This is a genomic window from Treponema sp. OMZ 790 (assembly GCF_024181285.1).
In the GTDB taxonomy this organism is placed as follows: Bacteria; Spirochaetota; Spirochaetia; order Treponematales; family Treponemataceae; genus Treponema_B.
The window spans coordinates 2861850-2880217 of sequence record NZ_CP051201.1 but is presented as its reverse complement, the minus strand read 5'-3'; the positions used below and the strand labels follow the sequence as shown (position 1 = coordinate 2880217).

Here is an 18368-nt window from a genome sequence, read left to right as displayed (position 1 = left end):
TCAGATTAAATTCTTGTAATTATAACCTCAAAGGGTCTTAAAATTCTTTGCTGAGGATTAAAATTTTTATAATTAAATAATATCGGAAGCCCCTTAACTTCTTCTTTTATTTTTTGAACCTTCCCTGACATGTTTGAAATTATTAAAAATGTTTTATCATCCTTTTTGCGGTAATAAGAAAAAATATCTTTTCCCAAATTGAAGAATTCGATCTCTCCATACTGCAAGGCTTCTTCCGAATTCCTTAAAGCTATCAATCTTTTATAATAATTAAAGCAAGAATCGGGATCGGAAATATTTGACTTTACATTTATCGTTTTATATTTTTCGTTAAGGCGGAGCCAAGGCTTTACCGTGCAAAAACCTCCGTTTTCCGAATCATCCCAAGGCATGGGAGTCCTTGCGTTATCACGGGCATAATTCATAGCCATTTTAAAGGATCTTTTTTTACCGAATTTAAAACGGCGGAGAGTGTTATAAATATTTTTTGTAGCTATGTCGTCTATCTCGTCCATACTCTTAAAATCGGTATTGGTAAGTCCTATTTCCTGCCCCTGATAGATAAAGGGAGTTCCCTTTTGGGTTAAAAGAACGGTCGCAAGCATTTTTGCGCTTTCTTTATAGTATTTTCCTTCATCTCCAAAACGCGAAACGGAGCGGGTTTGATCATGGTTTTCAAAAAAGAGAGGAGTCCACGGCATTTTAGTCTGCCATTTTTTTAAAATTCTAATCATTCGGAAAGGCTTATATTTCCGTTTAAAAACGGGAATGTGGAACCAGCAGTCTACGCCCGTGTGATGCTCAAAAGGAAACACAAGAGTCAATTCATCATCAAGGAATTCCTTAGCTTCTTCCAAAGAAACATCCATAGTTTCACCGACCGTAAAAGCCTTATAGGGTTTTAAAACATCCCTATGTAACTCTTTTAAAACATCGTGACAGCCTTTTTGCGAAAGATAAAACTCTTTGCCCGTTTTAATCTTTCTTTTTTTTGCATCTTCATAAGAAGTTTTGTAAATGCAGTTTATAACATCGCAGCGGAAACCGGCGACTCCCATATCCAGCCAAAATTTCAATATCTTTTTTACCTCTTCAATTACGGCGGGATTGCGGTAGTTTAAATCGGGCTGCTTTTCGGTAAAAAGATGAAGATAATAAAGTCCGTTTTCTTCGCAATACTTCCATGCCGGCCCCAAAAAAAGGCTGTCCCAGTTATTGGGCGGCATCTTCTTTCCTTTTACAAGTCTGGGCTCTTTCCATATATAGTAATCGTGATAAGGAGATGCCGGATTTTTAGATTCGATAAACCACCTGTGTTGATCGCTTGTGTGGTTTATAACCAAGTCCATAACAATCTTTATATCCAGTTTATCCGCTTCTTTTAAAAGTTCTTTAAAATCGTCCATGGTGCCGAATTTGGGATTGATATCGCAATAATCGGAAACATCGTAGCCGTTGTCATAATCGGAGGAAGCAGTAACAGGAGAAAGCCAAATCGCTCCTATTCCCAGATCTTTTAAATAAGGCAGTTTGGAAATAATACCCTGAATATCCCCCATGCCGTCATTATTTGCATCACAAAAACTTCTAGGATATATTTGATAAAAAACCCGCTTATTCCACCATTCCATAAATTTTCCTCCTTTTATAAAGCGTATAAAGTCTTACTTTCTCAGCCTGACACCCTCAATATCCGAGCTGAACAGTTCTCGTAGGTCGTTTAAGCCTAGGGCCATCAGGGCCATTCGGTCGATACCTATTCCCCATGCCAAGACCGGAACATCGACTCCCATCGTTCTCGATACTTCGGGGCGTAAAATACCTGAACCGCCAAGCTCGAACCAGCCCAAAACGGGATGCTTTATGTGTACTTCAATAGAAGGTTCCGTAAAGGGGAAGTAACCGCCGACGTATTTTACCTCGGTAGCTCCGGCTATTTCGACGGCAAACATTTTTAAGATTCCAAGCAGGGTCTTTAAGTTTACCTCATTGCCTAAAACTATGCCCTCGGTTTGGTAAAAGTCCGATAAGTGGGTTGCATCGACCTTATCATAACGGAAACATCGGGCTATACCGAAATATTTTCCGGGAATTTTTGCCTTTGCAAGCTGATGGGCTGAAAGAACAGTGCCTTGGCTCCTTAATAAGAGGCGTTTTGTAAAGTTTCTGTCAAAGGAATAATTCCAGCCGCGGCTTCCCGTTTTTCCGCCTGTTTCATGGGCTTCGGCAACACGGGATAAAAAGGGTTCTTCAATGCTCTTTGCATGGGTCGGATTTTTTATGTAATAAACATCGTGAATATCGCGGGCTGCATGAAATTGGGGCATAAAAAGAGCGTCAGAATTCCAAAAGTCGGTTTCTACGAGGGGTCCGTCAAATTCTTCGAAGCCCAAACCTACAAGCTTATCCTTTACGCCCTCCAAAAAGTCGCAATAGGGATTAGTTCTTCCCGCAACTATTCTGGCAGGCGGAAGATTTATATTGTAGCTTCTGAAGGTTTGGTTTTTCCAGCTTCCGGTTTTTAAACTATCGGCTGTAAGCTGACCTGTTTCATCGCCCGTTATCCCCTCGGCTTCAAGCTCTTTTTGGAGAGAAGGAACATCTTCAGTAAAGCCGTAAACAACAGAGTCGCGCTCTACAATTTTATAAGGGCTGTCTGCGGCTCCGCGTTTTTTTGCGATTGAGTTAATAATTTCACGTTCTTCTTCGTCCAGTTCTTCCTCGGCTATGATATGGCCTTCGGTTTTAAGTCCTTTTTTCAACAGCTCAACAGTTATTTTAAAGCGTTTTGACTGAGGTTCTTGCACAAAGGCGGCCTTTTTTTCTTCATTCATCTTAACGGCGCCTTCTTTTGAAAGAATACCGAAGGCCGAACCTACGTCCTTATTTTCCAAATTGAGAGCTTCAGCGATTTCAGGTAGCTTCAGCTCGCCTTTTTCTTTTAAAAGCCGTAAAATTCTCTGTTCCGGAGTGCCGTGTTCGGCAAAATCTGTTCCAATATTTGTAAGTTCAAAAAATATGTGTTTTTTACGGTCGGTTTCTTTTATAAGCCCCTTCATTTTAAGCCATGAGAAAACCTGATTTGCGTGTCCTTCTTTATATGAAAGTTTAAGCTCAAGTTTTTTGTTGTCAAGATACTCGCCTATTTTAAAATTTTTTAAAACCTTAATCTCAAGAGGATGAAGATTCTTTATAATACTTTTGATATCCATGATTACTCCGAAATTTTATCTAAAAAGATAGCAGATTATAGCATATTTTCAACTCTTTGTACACAATTTCGCTTATATAATTTTTTAGGACTTTACAAAAAATCTTAGTTATTATATAATAGAGTGTCGGTTTTGCGCTAAATAATTTGACCTAAAAAGCCGATAAAAAATAGACGGTACTGATAATTTTTGAAATCTGATGTACGCTTTTGTTGTTTAATTATGGTATAGTCAAAAATAGTTTAAGGGGTTTAAAGTGTCAAGAACACGAACATATAAACGAGCAGAAAACAATTTAGTACGGTATGTTAACGAACTTTTTAAAGCCTTCTGCGGCGCCGTATCTAAAGGTATAATGAAATTCATTAACGGCGGGCGCAAAAAACTTACCATCATGGTTGTTCCGCACTCGCAAAAGAAGGTTGTAAATTTTCAGGCAAGCATCTTTTCGATTATATTTGTTTCCGTCTTGCTTGTGGGTATTTTAGCTTCATTTTTTTGGTTTACAACCGAATCTATTGCATCGGCACGTAAACTTGCCAATTTAAAAGAAGAAACAAGAAAAACCCAGGCAAGCCTTAACGTTTTAAAAAACGAAACAAATGACCTTTTAAAAAATGCCAAGAATTTTCAATCCACTCTTTCTTCTACATTAACATCATTAGGTTTACAATCCATTATGGAGACCGGAGCAGAAAGCGATGATTCAAGCGACCTTTCTCTTCTTTTCAATGTCCAAGAACAAGCTCAAGGAACAGCACGGGAAGTAAGCGAACTAAAAAAACTTTCAGCCTATTTACAAGACTCCATTCAACCTGTACAGGAAATGGCAAAACTCATGGACACTCAAACAGCCCTCTTTTCGGATATTCCCAGTCTTTGGCCTATCAAAGGAGGTATCGGGCATATTACTATGGCCTTCGGCCAAAACCGCCATCCTTTTACCGGCCAATGGTACATCCATACAGGAATCGACCTCGCGACAGGCCGCTCAGGAGACCCGATTATGGCTACAGCTGACGGACAAGTTATTACCGTCGAAACGGATTCCGGTTGGGGAAACTACATTATCATCAAACATAAACACGGTTTTTATACAAGATATGCTCACCTAAGCTCGTTTAGAGTAACACGCGGACAGCATGTACAAAAAGGTCAGGTTATCGGCTATGTCGGAAACACCGGTATATCCACAGGACCTCACTTGCACTATGAAGTTCACATAGGTTCGGATGTTGTAGATCCAATGAAATATCTAAACATTAAAAACACCGGAAGAAAAAAATAAACATGGCCGAATTCACTGACGATATTTCCATCAACACCATTGTAGGGCCCGGAACATTTGTAAACGGAAGTTTAAGTGTGCCCGGCTTTTTGCGTGTGGACGGAGATATAAACGGAGACATAAAAACTCCCGGAAGAGTTATAGTTGCAGAAAACGCCAGAGTCCGCGGCAACATACATGCCAAATCGATAACCATAGGCGGAATGGTTCAAGGCGATGTTATAGCCCCGGAAAGTGTGGTAATCTTATCAACAGGCCTTGTTTTAGGCTCGGTCTTGACAAAAAAAATACGCTTGGACGATGATGTATTTTTGCACGGCTACTGCTTTGCCGTAGATAATCAAAGCGAATTTGAAAAAGCGGAAAAAGAATATAAAAACAGGCAAGGCCTTGCTGCCTCTGCTCTTGTTCATTCCAGGTGAGGTAAACCTATGGGAAACTCTGTGGATACAAGCAACTATGTTTCCGCTCTTAATACAGCAGCACCCCTGATAGCAAAAGACTCACCTCTTCAAAAAAATCAGACACGAAAAACGGATGAAGCTAAATCAAAAAAACAAAAGACTTTTTTGGATACGATTTTAAGCACGGAAACCTTGGAATCGGAAGAATCGTATTACGAAAAAAGACTTGAAGGCCTTAATCCCGAAGAAAGAAAAAAAGCTGTGGATGATATCATAGCTCTTTTGCAGGATGACGTTTACTCAAGCGGAGCTAATTTGGCTGATAATGTAAATGCCGAAACAATCAGCAAATATAAAAAGGCAGTAAAAGACTTTGTCCGATTTGCAGTCAAAAATTCGCTTGATGCAAAGGCTGTAACTTCGGGAGGGATAAATCCCCTAAAACAGCGTAATTACGTAATAGTAAAAGTTATTGACGAAAAAATAGACAAATTAACACAGGAGCTTTTATTTAATCAACTCGAAAAACTGCAAATTTTGGCAAAGCTGGATGAAATAAAAGGTCTTTTAATTAACTTAACAACATAGGCAGGATAACCATGGATTATGATATTAATGAAAATAATATAGACGATATTGAATCTCTTGAAGATGGGGTTCAAAAACCTTTAAAAACAAGCTCAAATCCTAACGATTTTCCTCAGCCCCTGTATGAGCTAAACTTGGACTATTCAAAAGAAAGTTTCTATGCAACAGCCTCTGAAAATCAGGAATTCAAGGCCGGTGACTTTGTCCTTGTACCCACAAGATACGGAAATGATGTCGCAAGATTCGGCGGCATAGTAAAAACTCCCATAAACGCCAATCCCGACGAGGTTGTAAATATCATCCGGAAAATAAACGCCGAAGAAGAAATTATTTTAGACGAAAACAATAAAAAAGAAAAAGAAGCTGCCAAAATTTTCAAAGAAAAAGTAGCTTTAAACAATTTGGAAATGAAATTTATAGGCTGTCATTTTCTATTTGATGAACCCAAGGTCTTATTCTTTTTTAGTGCAGACACCCGTATCGATTTTAGAAAATTGGTAAAAGACTTGGTTGCAGTCTTTAAAATAAGGGTTGAACTAAGGCAAATAGGAGTTAGGGATGAATCCCGCATCATAGGAGGACTCGGCTGCTGCGGCCGCCCCTATTGCTGCCATAACGTAACCGATAAACTCAAACCCGTCTCAATAAAAATGGCAAAAGAACAAAATCTGTCTCTTAATTCATCCAAAATATCCGGGCAATGCGGCAGACTTCTATGCTGCCTTTCTTACGAATATGACTGGTACGCAGAGACCCGAAAAGCCATGCCGCCTGAAGGAGCAAGATTCCCATACGACGGCACAACCTTCAAGATTACCGAGGTAAACCTTCTAACCCAAATGGTCTCCCTATTAGGCGAAGACGGCAGAATCCTTTCCCTGCCCTCAAAACGCATAGTTAATATCGGCGGGAAATGGCAGGTAAAATAAATTATTTACCGGACTCTTCTTCGGTTATACCCAATTTTTTTAAATAAGCATAAAGCTTATCTGCCGTATGTTTGCTTATTGCATGTTCCATTTCGCAGGCATCCATATCTGCAATCTCATAATCTACTTTAAGAACTTGCGTTAAAAACGCTCTGAGAGCATTGTGCCTCATACGGACGTCCTTTGCAATAGCCCTTCCTTTTTTTGTTAAGGTAATGGTTCCATAAGGCTCTTGCTCAATATATCCGTCATCTTTTAGTCCCCCAAGAGATTTATTAACGCTTGCTCGAGAAACATTCAATGCGCGGGCAACATCGATAGATCTTACCTTTTCATCAATCAAAGACAAGTCATAAATCCGCTCAAGATAATCTTCTTTTGAAGAAGTAATAGTTCCTGCTACATGTGTTCGTTTATTCATACTGATATTATACACTATTTCCTTTGACAAAACAAGAACTTTCTTGTATCATATCAAAAGAATATTTGTTCTATTTTTATGTTTGAGCGGAAAAATAAAAATATGGTCATAAAATCAAAAAAATCTATATTGGTATTTATATTTTTAATCTTAATAAGTTTTCAGTCCTTTTCTCATCCCCATATGTGGTTTACAAGCTCTCTCGAAGTAATTTTTTCGGGGAAAACTTTAAAAGGAGCGTATGTTACATGGACCTTTGACAGATTTTTTAGCGCAGACATAATAAGCGGCTTCGATTTAAACGGAGACGGCGTATTCAATGCAAAAGAAACCGCCGATGTATATGAAAATGCTTTTAGTTATTCCGAAAATTTTTATTATTTTACATTTATAAGGCAAGGAGAAAAAAGGACAACTCCTGAACACATTGAAAAATCTTCTTTTTCGGTTTGGCAAAATAAAGGAATTTTAAGCTACCGATTTTTCATAGATCTGAGCAAATTTAAAGGAAAAGAAATATTTTTAGCCTGTTATGATTACACTTTTTTTTGCGATATCACCTATCCTAAAAATACGGCGGTCAAATTCATACACGATAAAAGTCTGATACAGCCTGCATATACTATTATCGAAAACAAAAACTATCCGGTCTATTATGACCCTCTGGGGGCAATGGATGATAATAGGATATATTATAAATGGGCTCCCGGTCTTAACACCTACTATCCTAAGGAAGTGAGAATTAGGTTTTAAAACGCTTATGAAAAAAAAATGCATTCTTATTCTTTTTATCTTAAATTTATCATTTTTAACCGCCAATCCGTTTACAGGTAAAAAAACTTCCCCTACACCGGTATATCAAGGACAACCTTCAGAAAATATACTAAAAGGACAGAGGGTCTTAAATCAAAAACTAGGCGATTATATAAATGATTGGAAAGAAAGCAAAAACTTTAATGTTCTAGTGTCTATACTGGGAATTGCTTTTTTGTACGGATTGGTTCACGCTGCAGGCCCCGGCCACCGAAAAACGATTATTTTTTCGTTTTATCTTGCAAAAGAATCAAACAGATTCGAGCCTCTTTTTACAGGCCTTGCACTTGCAGGAACTCACGGAGGAGCGGCTATAGTACTGATGCTCATTTTTAAGGGCCTTTCAGGCGCTGTCCTTTCACGCTCAAATGATGCAATGATATATATGGAAGGCATTTCCTTTTTAATCTTGATAGCCTTATCTATTTACGGAATAATTGACGCCGTAAAAGATATCAAAACAAAAAAAGACACAAATCATAAAAAACTCAAACTGGGAGCAATTTTACTCAGCGGCATTTACCCCTGCCCTGCAGCAATGCTTGTTTTGGTTTTAGCGGTAAGTTTAAATATTTTACCCCTCGGAATTTTCGCCGTAACAGCCATGTCGTTCGGCATGAGCCTCCCGATAATAGCCTCGGGATATTTAGCCTGGGCCGGACGGACAAGCCTTTTTTACAAACTAAAAAATAAAGAAAAACTAGTCGCTTCAATCGGCTCAGTTCTTCAGATCGGAGCCTATGTCTTTTTACTGTATATTTCGGTAAAGACGGCCTTGCCTTTTATCTTAAGTTTGTTTAGAATACTAAAATAAAATTTACGTTTGGGAGTTAATATGAAATTTATAAATCTTATAAAAATTTACCTATTTGTTTTCTTTGCACTTATAATTGCAAGCTGCTCAAGTATACAAAAGAATTGGAAAATGGACGGCTCTAACATTGAAAAAGACATAGCCGCATCAAAAAAACAAGGACTGATGCTTTTTACGGCCTCTGACACCGATCCGCAAAGCAAGGAAATATTAAAAAATGTATTTACCAACAGTCTGTTTTCAAAAATAAACCAAGATTTTATTTTTTATAATGTAGATATAGTCAAAGATGAAAGCACAATGAACTCCGTGCAATTGGAAAAAAATTATGTACTCTTTTCTTCTTATAATGTTACTCAGGTTCCTCACCTTTGCTTAATAAATAAACACGGAGACATTTACCATTCGGATCTATTCCCTGAAAAAATCAAAACCGGGCCTGCTTTTTTGGAATATCTTGATGAACTAAAAGAAAAAGGAAAAACTGTAGAAGCCTTGCGTAAAAATATAGATGAGGTAAGCGGCACGGAAAAAATCAGGGCAATAAATATGTTCTTTGATAAAATTTATCTTGTCGATTCCGAAAAATACAGAAACCTTTTTGATGAAGGCATAAAAAGCGACCCTTCAAACGAAAGCGGTTTATTGGGAGCTTTTATACTCGGAAGAATGCAGTTAAATATTGAACCCCTATTTAAACAGCAAAAATACAGCGAAATAATAAAAGAATTGAACAAAACCCTAGAGACGGGATTTTTAAACCCCGAAGAAGAACAAGGAATATTATGCAATATTGCATATTTTTACTCCAGATTGCCTAATACTCCTGCAAAAAAAATAATAGAGTATCTTGAAACGGCTTTAAAAAAAGCACCCCAGTCTTTTAGAGCTGGTACAATAAAAGAAGACATTGAATACTTAAAATCTAAAAACTAAATACTGATATCCACTAAACCGGCAGGAGATTCTTGCTTTAAAAGAGCTTGTACGGTATATCTGTAATCCGGTTTTATGGATATCATTTCTTGCCTTAAATCAGCTATTCTGGATTGCAAAAGTTCCCGGTTTTTTTTGTTTTGATCTATAACCTGAACTTGAAGTTTATCAAGATCCGATTTCAGTTTTACAACTTCGGTATCGTCCTTATCGGGCATACCGAAGCGGTACATTTCTTCTATAGGGTCTATTACCTTTTGAATCGTAAAAATATCCCCGATTATGGACTGTTCCAATTCGGTGTGATGAACAAGGGCATCTATGTTGTCATTGTGTATACTTCTTTCTTGGGTTTCAAGAACTACAAGATAATCACTGAATTTTTTTCTTTGTTCTTGTAACAGCTCTTTAAATCTTTTAAGAACGGCGACTCTTTGATCTATTTCCTGACGGCTCAATGTTTTTTTCATAAATTCCCCTCTTAACCCGCTATGTTTACACCTACAGAAACTGCAGATCTTTGGGGTACAGGCTGTGACACAATAATCTGCTTCCATACATCATGTAATTCCTGCATCATAGATTTTACATCCATCAAAGGTTTATAATCCTTTTTTAAATTTGCCGTTAAAAGCTGTTGATTAAAATATGAATAAATAGAAAGCAGATTTGCAGCTATTTCTCCTCCGATATCCATATCCAAGGCAGCCATAAGCTCGGTTATAATCTCTTGAGCCTTAATTATATGATTGTTAATCGGTTCTATATCTTTTGCAGGAATTTTAGGCACATTCATTTTAGAAATTGCGAGGTTTATTTCCTTTATCCCCTCAGTATAAAGCATAAGAATAAGAGAGCCCGGACTTGCCGTTTTAACACTCGTTTCCTTATAGGCCGCTGCAGCCTGACTATTATAACTCATATCCCCCTCCAAAAATAAACATAGGTATCGTTAAAATTATCGGTATTTAAAATAAAGCCTTTAGAAAAAAGTTACATAAACATAAGCCGCTAAAAACTTATTGACAAACAAAAAAAAAGCTCCTATAATATTTATCTGAGGTTCAATAATGAAGAAATTTGTAGGAACTACATCGCGGGGTCTAATCGCTCCCATTATACGGGAAGGCGACGATATCGCATCCATTGCAGCCGACACCCTTTTAAATGCGGCAAAAGCAGAAGGGTTTACAATAAATGACAGAGATATACTTTCAATTACCGAATCTGTTGTTGCCCGTGCTCAAGGTAACTATGCAGCAGCTGACGATATAGCGGCCGATATAAAAGCAAAATTCGGAGACTCATGCATAGGCTTAATCTTCCCGATTTTGAGCCGGAACCGTTTTTCGGTTTGTTTAGAAGGCATAGCCCGCTCAAAAAATAAACTCATCATAATGCTAAGCTATCCAAGCGATGAGGTAGGAAACCACCTGATAGATCCGGATGTTTTTGAAGACTCCGATGTAAATCCATGGACAAATTCCTTTACCAGAGAAGAATTTAGAAGCAAATTTGGAGACCACAAACATAAATTTACCGGGATGGACTATATAGAATATTATGACTCGATAATCAAAAAACACAACCCCGAATCCTTTGTAATCTTATCCAATGACCCTAAAAAAATAATCGAATATACCGATTCGGTTTTAGCCTGTGACATTCATACCCGAAACAGAACAAAAAAACTATTAAAAAAGGCAGGAGCAAAAACAGTTTTGGGCCTTGACGATATTTTAAGCAGCTCAGTAAACGGAAGCGGTTTTAACTCGGCTTACGGCCTATTAGGCTCCAATAAGTCGGGGGATGACAGGATAAAACTCTTCCCTCATAACGCCCAAGTCATTGTCGATAAGATTCAGACAATAATAAAGGAAAAAACAGGAAAAACGATTGAAGTAATGGTTTACGGCGACGGAGCTTTTAAAGATCCGATAGGCAAAATCTGGGAACTGGCGGATCCTGTTGTTTCGCCGGCTTATACAAAAGGTCTTGAGGGCAAACCCAATGAGGTAAAGCTAAAATATTTGGCTGACAATAACTTTAAAGACCTAAATGAAGAAGAGCAAAAACAAAAAATTGCCGAATATATCGAAAAGCATCAAAAAGAGACATCCCATATAGATTCTATGGAATCTCAAGGAACTACACCGAGACGGCTTATTGATCTAATCGGCTCTCTTTCAGATTTGACATCGGGAAGCGGAGACAAGGGAACCCCCATAATATTTATACAAGGATATTTCGATAAATATACAGGTTAATCTTTTGGTTTGAAAATGAACTATGTTTGTATCGGAAAAAATTGAATTCGCAAGTAAAAAAGAAAAGAAAAAACAAGCCTTTTTAGGAAGCCTTTTTGTGCTTTTATATGCCTTTATAGTGATGATTATAATATGGCTTTTAGGCATATTTCCTCATGCCCAAATAGATCAGCTTATTTTTACCGCTGTAACACCTATTGACGGCACAAGCAGCGCGGTGCTTGTAAGTTTTTACCTAAAAGCCCTCGCCGTTCCCGTAATCTTATCCTTAGTAAACCTCATTCTGATTTTAAAAGAGGTAAAACTTGTCTTAAAAACAAAAAAAGGAAAAATATACCGCCTTTTCCCTGTTTTGATAAAAAGACCGCGCCTTTATATCCTGATTTATATATGTATTTTTTTAGGCTACAGTCAATATAAGTTCGAGTATATTCAATATGCTTATTATAAACTGAGCCCGCCCACAGACCTTTATGAAAAAAACTATATAGACCCTGCAAAGGTAGAGTTTTCCTTTCCTCAAAAAAAACGAAACCTTATAATACTCTATCTTGAATCTATGGAAATAAGCGCGGTTTCAAAAGAATTCGGCGGGCTATCCAGATATGATCTTATTCCGGAGTTACGCAAGATAGCCGAACAAAATCTTTCATTCAGCCATAGTGAACAACTAGGCGGCGTTACACAGGTTGTAGGAACTTCTCATTCAATCGCTTCACTTACCTGCTTAAATTTGGGAGTTCCGCTTATTTTAAATCTGCCGTCTTTTAATTCTTATTTTAGCGCTTCAACCTTGAATTCTTCGGCCATAAAAATAAACAGGTTTATGGAAGGAGGCTACGGCCTTGGAGACCTTTTATATGATAACGGCTATAATCTTATTTTCAGTATGGCCGCCGACAAAGATTTCGGCTGTTTGGGTAATTTTTTAACCGATCATAAAAATTTTAAGGTTCAAGATTATTCTTATTTTGTCGAGAATGGCAGAATACCGAAAGATTATAATGTGTGGTGGGGTTTTGAAGACGAAAAGCTATATCAATTTGCACGGGAAGATATTACAGCCCTTTCAAAAGAGGAGAAACCTTTTGCTTACATCTTTTTTACTGCCGACACGCATTCTCCTCATGGCTATGCCGATGAAAAATGCCCCAACATTTATTTTGAAAAAATACATAATGTCTATGCAGGTGCTTCAAAAAAAGCTTATGACTTTGTGGAATGGGCCAAAACTCAACCTTTTTATCAAAATACCACAATAGTCATTTTGGGCGATCACTTATACATGGGAGGAGATTTATATCTTCCGACAGTCAAATTGCAGGATAGGCATCCTTATAATGCCTTTATAAATTCGGCAAAGACAACCGATAAAAATAAAAATCGTCAATTTACTACTTTTGATCTTTTCCCCACAATTGTAGAAAGCTTGGGTATAGAATTCAATGCAAAGGGTTTAGGCCTGGGCCGCTCGCTTTTTTCGGACCAAAAAACTCTCCTCGAAGAAAAAGGCTTAAAAAAGCTTAATTCCGAAATCGAAAAGCCTTCAATTTTTTATGAAGAAAAACTGATGAAAAAACACTAGACCATTATCAACCTGTCTTCAGGAACTTCCTCAAAATAAACTCTTAAATTGAAAAGCATATCATCAAGATTTTTGCAATTTAAAACCTTGCTTTTTATATGGTGGGCAAAGCTGAAATTATCGCAAAAAAAGGCAAAAAAACGTTGAGCCCTTGTAAGATGGAATTCTTTGGGCTGTTCTTCTTGTAAAAATGTCAAAAACAGCTCTGCTGTTTTTAATAAATCTATTTCTCGTTTTTTATTCGGCTTTGATAGTTCATAAAAAATCCACGGTTTTTGCACTGCAGCCCGGCCTATCATCCATCCCGAACATGGATATTTTGATGCATTTTTTTCTAAAGTTTCAAGGGAATTTATATCTCCGTTGCCGTAAACAGGGATGCTTAAATCGGAAGCAAGCCGGGCGGTATACTCATGTTTACAGGGCCGGGAATATTTTTGTTTTTGGGTGCGGGGATGGAGGGTAATTAAATCGGCTCCTTCCGAAATAAGCATTTTACAAAAGGATAAAAGCTTATCGTAGTCTTCTTTCTCACCTAAACGCAGTTTTACGCTCAAGCGCACAGGTTTTGTTTGTGGTCCTGAGTTTTGCTCATCATACAGCAAAACAGCTTTTTTAACTTTGTTTACCAAGGAGGCGGTTTCTAATATAGGCTTTTTCATCCATGCAAAACCGGCTCCCGTATTTACAATCTGCGGAGCGCAGCAGCCCATATTCAAATCGATACCAAAACCGCCGTATTGAAGCAAAAGCGGAATACAATCGGCAGCAGCTTCAGCATCGGGGCTCGTAATCTGCCAAACAAGCTTTTCAGGCGACGGATTTGTCCTAAAATACCATTTTTCAAAACCTCCGCCCGATATAGCAGAGGGCGCATGTATCATTTCGGAAAAATACTCACCCGGCTCTTTAAAACAGGCTATGAGTCTTCTAAAAGCAGAGTGAGTTATTGCAGCCATGGGCGCAGATATCAAATTCATAAGTTAAAAAACCGTATATTTTATAATTTCATCAATTTGGATATAAAGCTCAAGTTCAGCCTTAAAAAAACCCGATTCTACAAAAAGCCGGGGAGGAGATTTTATCAAAACGGCACCCTTAATTTCTTTGGGTTTATTTTTTAAAAAACCTCTTGCATAATCCCTTACGGCATTTTTTACCGCATCGGTATAAGCAGCATATACGCCGGCCAGCTCTTCAAAGCGGTCTCCATGCCCCCGCCCCTTTATCGTCTTATGAGAATTTTTTGTCCAAAGTTTAAAATGCCCTGCATAGGATTCGGGGATTCCGTATTCGGCCCAAGAATAACAATAAGGATATTTTACTCTTACATCGGTAAATCTGATATTTTGAGGGTCCGGCTTAAATACAGATTCAAGCTCAAAATACTCTTTTACATTGCGTTTTTTATCGGAAGGCGTATAAGAAAATTTTAAACCGTAGGTCATGCCTGAAATGATATAGGAAGAAAGCTCAAGCAAGGCTTCTTTGGGCGGAATAAATTTTGCCTTATCTTCATCATCGCTCACTTTAGGAGCTTCTTCGACAAAGACCCAGACAGGAGCCCTCACAATCAAAGCATCACTTTCAGAAGAGCCGGAATAAATATCCGCATATATATAAAAACTTACAAAAAAAAGAACGCCTGCAATGAACTTTCTCATAGCCTAATTATCGGATAATTTTACCTTCCCGTTGAATTCCAGACTTTAAGAGGTTTGATACCGAAGCGGATTCTGATGTATGCCCAGCCTGTAAGGAGACCTATGAAGTGTGTTAAGTGAGCTACTCCGTCACCTACCGAGAATATACTGATAAGTTCAATTACTGCATAGCCTAAAATCAAAAGAGGAGCAGGTACAGGAACAACAGCCCAAAGATAGATTATTGAATTGGGATAAATTACCGCATATAAAAGCAGAACACCGAAAATTGCGCCTGATGCACCTACGAGGGTAATATTGTAAAAACCTGTTGCAGCGTATACTAAAAAACTCAAGGCCCCGTCGATTGTACCTATCAAAAGATAATAAAGTACAAATTCCTTTGTTCCTATTTTCTTTTCTACAGGAACTCCGAAAAAGAATAAGGTAAGCATATTAAATGCTAAGTGAAAAAAATCTCCATGAACAAATTGATAGGTAAATATTTGCCAATAAGTTTGTGCATATACTACAAGAATAGGCACTAAGCCTAAATATGCGCTCAAATTTCTAAAGAGACTTGTAAGCACAAAAACTACCGCATTTATCAGCGCTATTACAAGCACGGCATTTTTATATGTATATTTAAAAGGCTTTCGTAAATATTTCATATATAGAATATCGAAAATTTCTAAACTTTCGGCAAGTTATTTTGAGATAATGTTACACGATTTCGGCCGTTTTGTTTAGACTCGTAAAGAGCCTTATCAGCCCGATCTACCAAAGACTTTGCCGGCTCAAGATCAAAATTATAACTAGATACACCTATCGAAATAGTAACTTTAACTTGCTTACCGTCGTAAAGTACAACCTTATCTTCCACCGACTTTCTTATTCTTTCGGCTATGGTTAAAGCATCATTGGCCGGGGTATTATTAAGCATAACAACAAATTCTTCTCCGCCGTATCTTGCTGCCGTATCAGCACATCGGGTACAAGATTTTATAATCCGTGCAGTTTCCTCCAAAACAGAATCTCCTGCAGCATGACCATATGTATCGTTTATCTTCTTAAAAAAATCTATATCTATCATCAAAATAGAAACAGGTTCTTTTTTTCCTCCGGAAGAATTTATAATATCAAGTCTTTCCATAAGCAGAGTAAAAAAGTAATGCTTTAATTTTAAATGTGTCATTATATCGGTGGTGGTCATTTCCAAAAGCTGGGAATTGTTTATGGCTATGGCCGCCAGAGAGGCAATGTTTTCTATGATATTTTTTTCGTAATCGGTAAATTGATGCGAACTTTCCATCTTTTCGGCTAATAGTAAAAAACCTATCATTCGATTCTTTGCTTTTAAGGGTACAAAAAAAGAAGGTTTAAGACCGAATAAGGCTTCCACAACTTTGTCGGTTTTTATATTTTTACCTATTTCATCCGGAGTAAACCCCGAATCCGATTTATCCAAAAAACTTATAAGAGGATGGTCGATACTGATGGAATATTGAATGTCATGGGATATATCGAATCCGTAATGATCACGGTTTAAAACAAAAACATTATCGTCAAAAGATTTTTTTGTAAAAATTGCAGCTCCGAAAGTTTTAAGCTGGGCCATTACTACATATAATATCGCTTCAATAAGGCGGTCAAATTCCAAAACCGAGTTCAAACTCTTTGATATCTGAAGCAGCTGTTTTAAATCGAAGATTTCTTTTTCTTGATGAAAAATTTTATCAGCATATTTTTTGTAATTTCCTGCATGCAATGCCTTTTTAAGCAATTTTTCATTTGGCGCCGTTTTCATAATTTTTACCTGCCTTTTCATTTAATTCGGACATATCGATAACAACATATCTTTTTAAAAGTTCTATCATTTTTTCAAAATTTTCTATCCCATTTGCAAAAGCAGCAAATCTGTCTTTATTTTTTGTAGAATTTATCATTGCCGTTATGTTATGTACATTTTCGGGTACGGGTTTATAACTGTCTTTTATTATCAATTTGCAAAATTTAAGCAGGTCTAAATAGTGCTTGCCGGCTTCTTCCAATAATTTCTTTGCACGCAAATTGATATCATCAAGAATTTTTGAAAGGGCCTTTTCAAAATCGCCGCCGGCTTCTATTCTTGTTAAATATCCCCTGATAAGCTCTACCGAGGACTCATTTTTGCCGTACATAACTTTTTCCATTCCGTCTATTTTTTCTATAATCGAAGAACAAAAATAATAATCTGCAGCAAAATCCGACTTCATTTTTCTGTCTTCAAAAAGACCTTCGACCAAAAGCTCCCGTAAAAAAGGTTCAATAGCGGGTTCAAAAAAAACTTTTGAATATGTTTTAACTATTTCTAAAGGCTTTATCCAATCCAAAGAATGCCCCGTTAAACTTTGAATCTTATTATTCAGCACTTCATTATAAACTTCCAAACTAATAATCTCGATATCGCCGAACAAATCGCCTATGAGGGATACCATTTGAGCATCTTGCCTCAATTTGAGTATTTTTTTTGTGTCGGCACTAAAAGCTGCTATAAGCCTTGTCTTATATTCTTCCGTTTCTGAAAAAGCACGGGGAGATTTTGTTGTATCTTCAAACTTAGGGTCTTTTTTAATCAGCCTTGCAAGATTTATTAAGGTATTGGTACCGAGATTGTTTTCCAGCGCAGAAGAAAAAAATTTCAAATTCTTTTTTATATAAAGTTCGTCGGCCTGCTTATCTTCAGGAAGAATCGAATTGATAAAAATAAGACCTTCCAGCAAATGGTCATCGATGGTTATATTCCGAATAAGATAATCCAGATCAAGAATCTCTTGAAGGATGCTCATTCCGTCCACATTCTCAAAACTATAATGCTCTTTTACGGTATCGGTATTGATAATCGCGTTAAACCCCGGATCAAAATAAGCGAAGAAGGTATTAAATTGAAAACTGCAAAAATCGAAGAACGTAAAAAGTTTGCTTATTTTTATATCCATAGCTTTAAAAGCCGGTTCGTTTAGCGAAAATAAAAGATCGTCAAAAGCCTTGGTTTGATCCTTAATTTTTTGATCAAAATCATCGCTTACCAAATCCGAAAATTGCTCCATCCGTTTACTGAAAGCAATATTCTCTCTCAATTTTTTTTGCTGTTCTGAAAATGAAATCTCCACAAGTTTATCCAAAAAGAAACTTGAAACACGAATATCGTTTGAGCAGACAGATTCTTTTAAAATATTTTTAAACGGTAAAGTTATCCTGTAAAGTTCATGGATAATCATGGGCAAGCCGGCCAAGACAGTATTATCATTACGGTATACGGGGTACTTACATTTTTTTACTTCCTGCATGATATAGCGTAAAGCTTTCTGTGAGTTAACATCCTCTTCACCGGCAAAAAACAAAGAGCGGAAAAAATCTTTTATATATTGAACTAAATTAGATAAAATTAACACCTACTATTTTAACAAAAATTATTCTTATTTGCAA

The 18368-nt window shown here is 37.2% G+C and carries 19 protein-coding genes; 9 read left to right on the top strand and 10 right to left on the bottom strand.

The annotated features are described in order from the left end of the window. Nucleotides 1-5: 5 nt before the first annotated feature. Nucleotides 6-1631, bottom strand: coding sequence for an alpha-glucosidase (locus tag E4O01_RS13605; RefSeq protein WP_253692804.1), 1626 nt, complete (start codon nt 1629-1631; stop codon nt 6-8). A gap of 33 nt (nt 1632-1664) precedes the next feature. Beyond that, nucleotides 1665-3212 carry a phenylalanine--tRNA ligase subunit alpha gene (locus E4O01_RS13600; protein ID WP_253692797.1) on the bottom strand — a complete coding sequence of 516 codons (1548 nt, stop codon included), beginning with the start codon at nt 3210-3212 and terminating at the stop codon, nt 1665-1667. Between the two features lie 256 nt (nt 3213-3468). Here E4O01_RS13600 and E4O01_RS13595 point away from each other — a divergent pair, with 256 nt between their 5' ends. From E4O01_RS13595 to E4O01_RS13580, 4 genes are read left to right on the top strand one after another with little or no spacing between them, the layout of a single operon-like run. After that, nucleotides 3469-4500 (top strand): M23 family metallopeptidase, encoded by a 1032-nt coding sequence (locus tag E4O01_RS13595; protein ID WP_253692795.1) that lies wholly within the window; start codon nt 3469-3471, stop codon nt 4498-4500. 2 nt (nt 4501-4502) lie between these two features. Further along, a complete protein-coding gene (locus tag E4O01_RS13590) occupies nt 4503-4922 on the top strand; it encodes a bactofilin family protein (protein WP_253692793.1) in 420 nt (139 codons plus the stop codon). A 9-nt stretch (nt 4923-4931) separates the two neighbouring features. Then, nucleotides 4932-5492 carry a YaaR family protein gene (locus E4O01_RS13585; protein WP_253692792.1) on the top strand — a complete coding sequence of 187 codons (561 nt, stop codon included), beginning with the start codon at nt 4932-4934 and terminating at the stop codon, nt 5490-5492. Between the two features lie 11 nt (nt 5493-5503). Next, nucleotides 5504-6421, top strand: coding sequence for a PSP1 domain-containing protein (locus E4O01_RS13580; protein WP_253692790.1), 918 nt, complete (start codon nt 5504-5506; stop codon nt 6419-6421). 1 nt (nt 6422) lies between these two features. On the opposite strand, the gene E4O01_RS13575 is transcribed toward E4O01_RS13580, so the two are convergent. Beyond that, the gene (locus E4O01_RS13575) at nt 6423-6842 is read right to left on the bottom strand and encodes a metal-dependent transcriptional regulator (protein ID WP_253692789.1); all 420 of its coding nucleotides are present in this window, start codon (nt 6840-6842) and stop codon (nt 6423-6425) included. 102 nt (nt 6843-6944) lie between these two features. On the opposite strand from E4O01_RS13575, the gene E4O01_RS13570 reads away from it, so the two are divergent. From E4O01_RS13570 to E4O01_RS13560, 3 genes are read left to right on the top strand one after another with little or no spacing between them, the layout of a single operon-like run. After that, nucleotides 6945-7595 (top strand): DUF1007 family protein, encoded by a 651-nt coding sequence (locus tag E4O01_RS13570; protein WP_253692787.1) that lies wholly within the window; start codon nt 6945-6947, stop codon nt 7593-7595. Between the two features lie 7 nt (nt 7596-7602). Next, the gene (locus tag E4O01_RS13565; RefSeq protein WP_253692786.1) at nt 7603-8469 is read left to right on the top strand and encodes a HoxN/HupN/NixA family nickel/cobalt transporter; all 867 of its coding nucleotides are present in this window, start codon (nt 7603-7605) and stop codon (nt 8467-8469) included. A 21-nt stretch (nt 8470-8490) separates the two neighbouring features. Continuing rightward, nucleotides 8491-9405 (top strand): hypothetical protein, encoded by a 915-nt coding sequence (locus E4O01_RS13560; RefSeq protein WP_253692785.1) that lies wholly within the window; start codon nt 8491-8493, stop codon nt 9403-9405. Here the strand turns inward: E4O01_RS13560 and E4O01_RS13555 are convergent. Together E4O01_RS13555 and fliS are read right to left on the bottom strand one after the other, a co-directional pair. Further along, nucleotides 9402-9875, bottom strand: coding sequence for a flagellar biosynthesis protein FlgN (locus E4O01_RS13555; protein WP_253692784.1), 474 nt, complete (start codon nt 9873-9875; stop codon nt 9402-9404). The genes E4O01_RS13560 and E4O01_RS13555 overlap by 4 nt on opposite strands. A gap of 11 nt (nt 9876-9886) precedes the next feature. Next, nucleotides 9887-10327 carry a flagellar export chaperone FliS gene (fliS, locus tag E4O01_RS13550; protein WP_253692783.1) on the bottom strand — a complete coding sequence of 147 codons (441 nt, stop codon included), beginning with the start codon at nt 10325-10327 and terminating at the stop codon, nt 9887-9889. A gap of 148 nt (nt 10328-10475) precedes the next feature. Between fliS and E4O01_RS13545 the strand changes: the two genes are divergently transcribed. Continuing rightward, nucleotides 10476-11672: a coenzyme F420-0:L-glutamate ligase gene (locus E4O01_RS13545; RefSeq protein WP_253692782.1), complete on the top strand. Its 1197-nt coding sequence runs from the start codon at nt 10476-10478 to the stop codon at nt 11670-11672. A 22-nt stretch (nt 11673-11694) separates the two neighbouring features. Then, entirely contained in the window at nt 11695-13257 is a 1563-nt protein-coding gene (locus tag E4O01_RS13540; RefSeq protein ID WP_253692781.1) for an LTA synthase family protein, read from the top strand. On the opposite strand, the gene E4O01_RS13535 is transcribed toward E4O01_RS13540, so the two are convergent. From E4O01_RS13535 to E4O01_RS13515, 5 genes are read right to left on the bottom strand one after another with little or no spacing between them, the layout of a single operon-like run. Beyond that, nucleotides 13254-14237, bottom strand: a complete 984-nt coding sequence (locus E4O01_RS13535; RefSeq protein ID WP_253692780.1) for a tRNA-dihydrouridine synthase family protein — start codon at nt 14235-14237, stop codon at nt 13254-13256. The two genes, E4O01_RS13540 and E4O01_RS13535, sit on opposite strands and share 4 nt — an antisense overlap. 3 nt (nt 14238-14240) lie before the next feature. Next, a complete protein-coding gene (locus E4O01_RS13530) occupies nt 14241-14921 on the bottom strand; it encodes a hypothetical protein (RefSeq protein ID WP_253692779.1) in 681 nt (226 codons plus the stop codon). Between the two features lie 20 nt (nt 14922-14941). Continuing rightward, nucleotides 14942-15571: a rhomboid family intramembrane serine protease gene (locus tag E4O01_RS13525; protein ID WP_253692778.1), complete on the bottom strand. Its 630-nt coding sequence runs from the start codon at nt 15569-15571 to the stop codon at nt 14942-14944. A 20-nt stretch (nt 15572-15591) separates the two neighbouring features. Next, entirely contained in the window at nt 15592-16728 is a 1137-nt protein-coding gene (gene dgcA, locus E4O01_RS13520; RefSeq protein WP_371819585.1) for a diguanylate cyclase DgcA, read from the bottom strand. After that, complete coding sequence (locus E4O01_RS13515; RefSeq protein ID WP_253692774.1) at nt 16688-18229, bottom strand: hypothetical protein; 1542 nt, start codon at nt 18227-18229, stop codon at nt 16688-16690. The genes dgcA and E4O01_RS13515 overlap by 41 nt, the downstream gene beginning before the upstream one ends. Nucleotides 18230-18368 lie beyond the last annotated feature (139 nt).

Bases quoted from the DNA above. Each gene is read 5' to 3' on its own strand.
- E4O01_RS13530 (WP_253692779.1), bottom strand. From the start codon at position 14,921: ATGAGAAAGTTCATTGCAGGCGTTCTTTTTTTTGTAAGTTTTTATATA.
- dgcA (WP_371819585.1), bottom strand. From the start codon at position 16,728: ATGAAAAGGCAGGTAAAAATTATGAAAACGGCGCCAAATGAAAAATTG.
- E4O01_RS13585 (WP_253692792.1), top strand. From the start codon at position 4,932: ATGGGAAACTCTGTGGATACAAGCAACTATGTTTCCGCTCTTAATACA.
- E4O01_RS13590 (WP_253692793.1), top strand. From the start codon at position 4,503: ATGGCCGAATTCACTGACGATATTTCCATCAACACCATTGTAGGGCCC.
- E4O01_RS13540 (WP_253692781.1), top strand. From the start codon at position 11,695: ATGTTTGTATCGGAAAAAATTGAATTCGCAAGTAAAAAAGAAAAGAAA.
- E4O01_RS13560 (WP_253692785.1), top strand. From the start codon at position 8,491: ATGAAATTTATAAATCTTATAAAAATTTACCTATTTGTTTTCTTTGCA.
- E4O01_RS13580 (WP_253692790.1), top strand. From the start codon at position 5,504: ATGGATTATGATATTAATGAAAATAATATAGACGATATTGAATCTCTT.
- E4O01_RS13555 (WP_253692784.1), bottom strand. From the start codon at position 9,875: ATGAAAAAAACATTGAGCCGTCAGGAAATAGATCAAAGAGTCGCCGTT.
- E4O01_RS13525 (WP_253692778.1), bottom strand. From the start codon at position 15,571: ATGAAATATTTACGAAAGCCTTTTAAATATACATATAAAAATGCCGTG.
- E4O01_RS13515 (WP_253692774.1), bottom strand. From the start codon at position 18,229: ATGCAGGAAGTAAAAAAATGTAAGTACCCCGTATACCGTAATGATAAT.
- E4O01_RS13570 (WP_253692787.1), top strand. From the start codon at position 6,945: ATGGTCATAAAATCAAAAAAATCTATATTGGTATTTATATTTTTAATC.
- E4O01_RS13565 (WP_253692786.1), top strand. From the start codon at position 7,603: ATGAAAAAAAAATGCATTCTTATTCTTTTTATCTTAAATTTATCATTT.
- E4O01_RS13605 (WP_253692804.1), bottom strand. From the start codon at position 1,631: ATGGAATGGTGGAATAAGCGGGTTTTTTATCAAATATATCCTAGAAGT.
- E4O01_RS13535 (WP_253692780.1), bottom strand. From the start codon at position 14,237: ATGAATTTGATATCTGCGCCCATGGCTGCAATAACTCACTCTGCTTTT.
- E4O01_RS13545 (WP_253692782.1), top strand. From the start codon at position 10,476: ATGAAGAAATTTGTAGGAACTACATCGCGGGGTCTAATCGCTCCCATT.
- E4O01_RS13575 (WP_253692789.1), bottom strand. From the start codon at position 6,842: ATGAATAAACGAACACATGTAGCAGGAACTATTACTTCTTCAAAAGAA.
- E4O01_RS13600 (WP_253692797.1), bottom strand. From the start codon at position 3,212: ATGGATATCAAAAGTATTATAAAGAATCTTCATCCTCTTGAGATTAAG.
- fliS (WP_253692783.1), bottom strand. From the start codon at position 10,327: ATGAGTTATAATAGTCAGGCTGCAGCGGCCTATAAGGAAACGAGTGTT.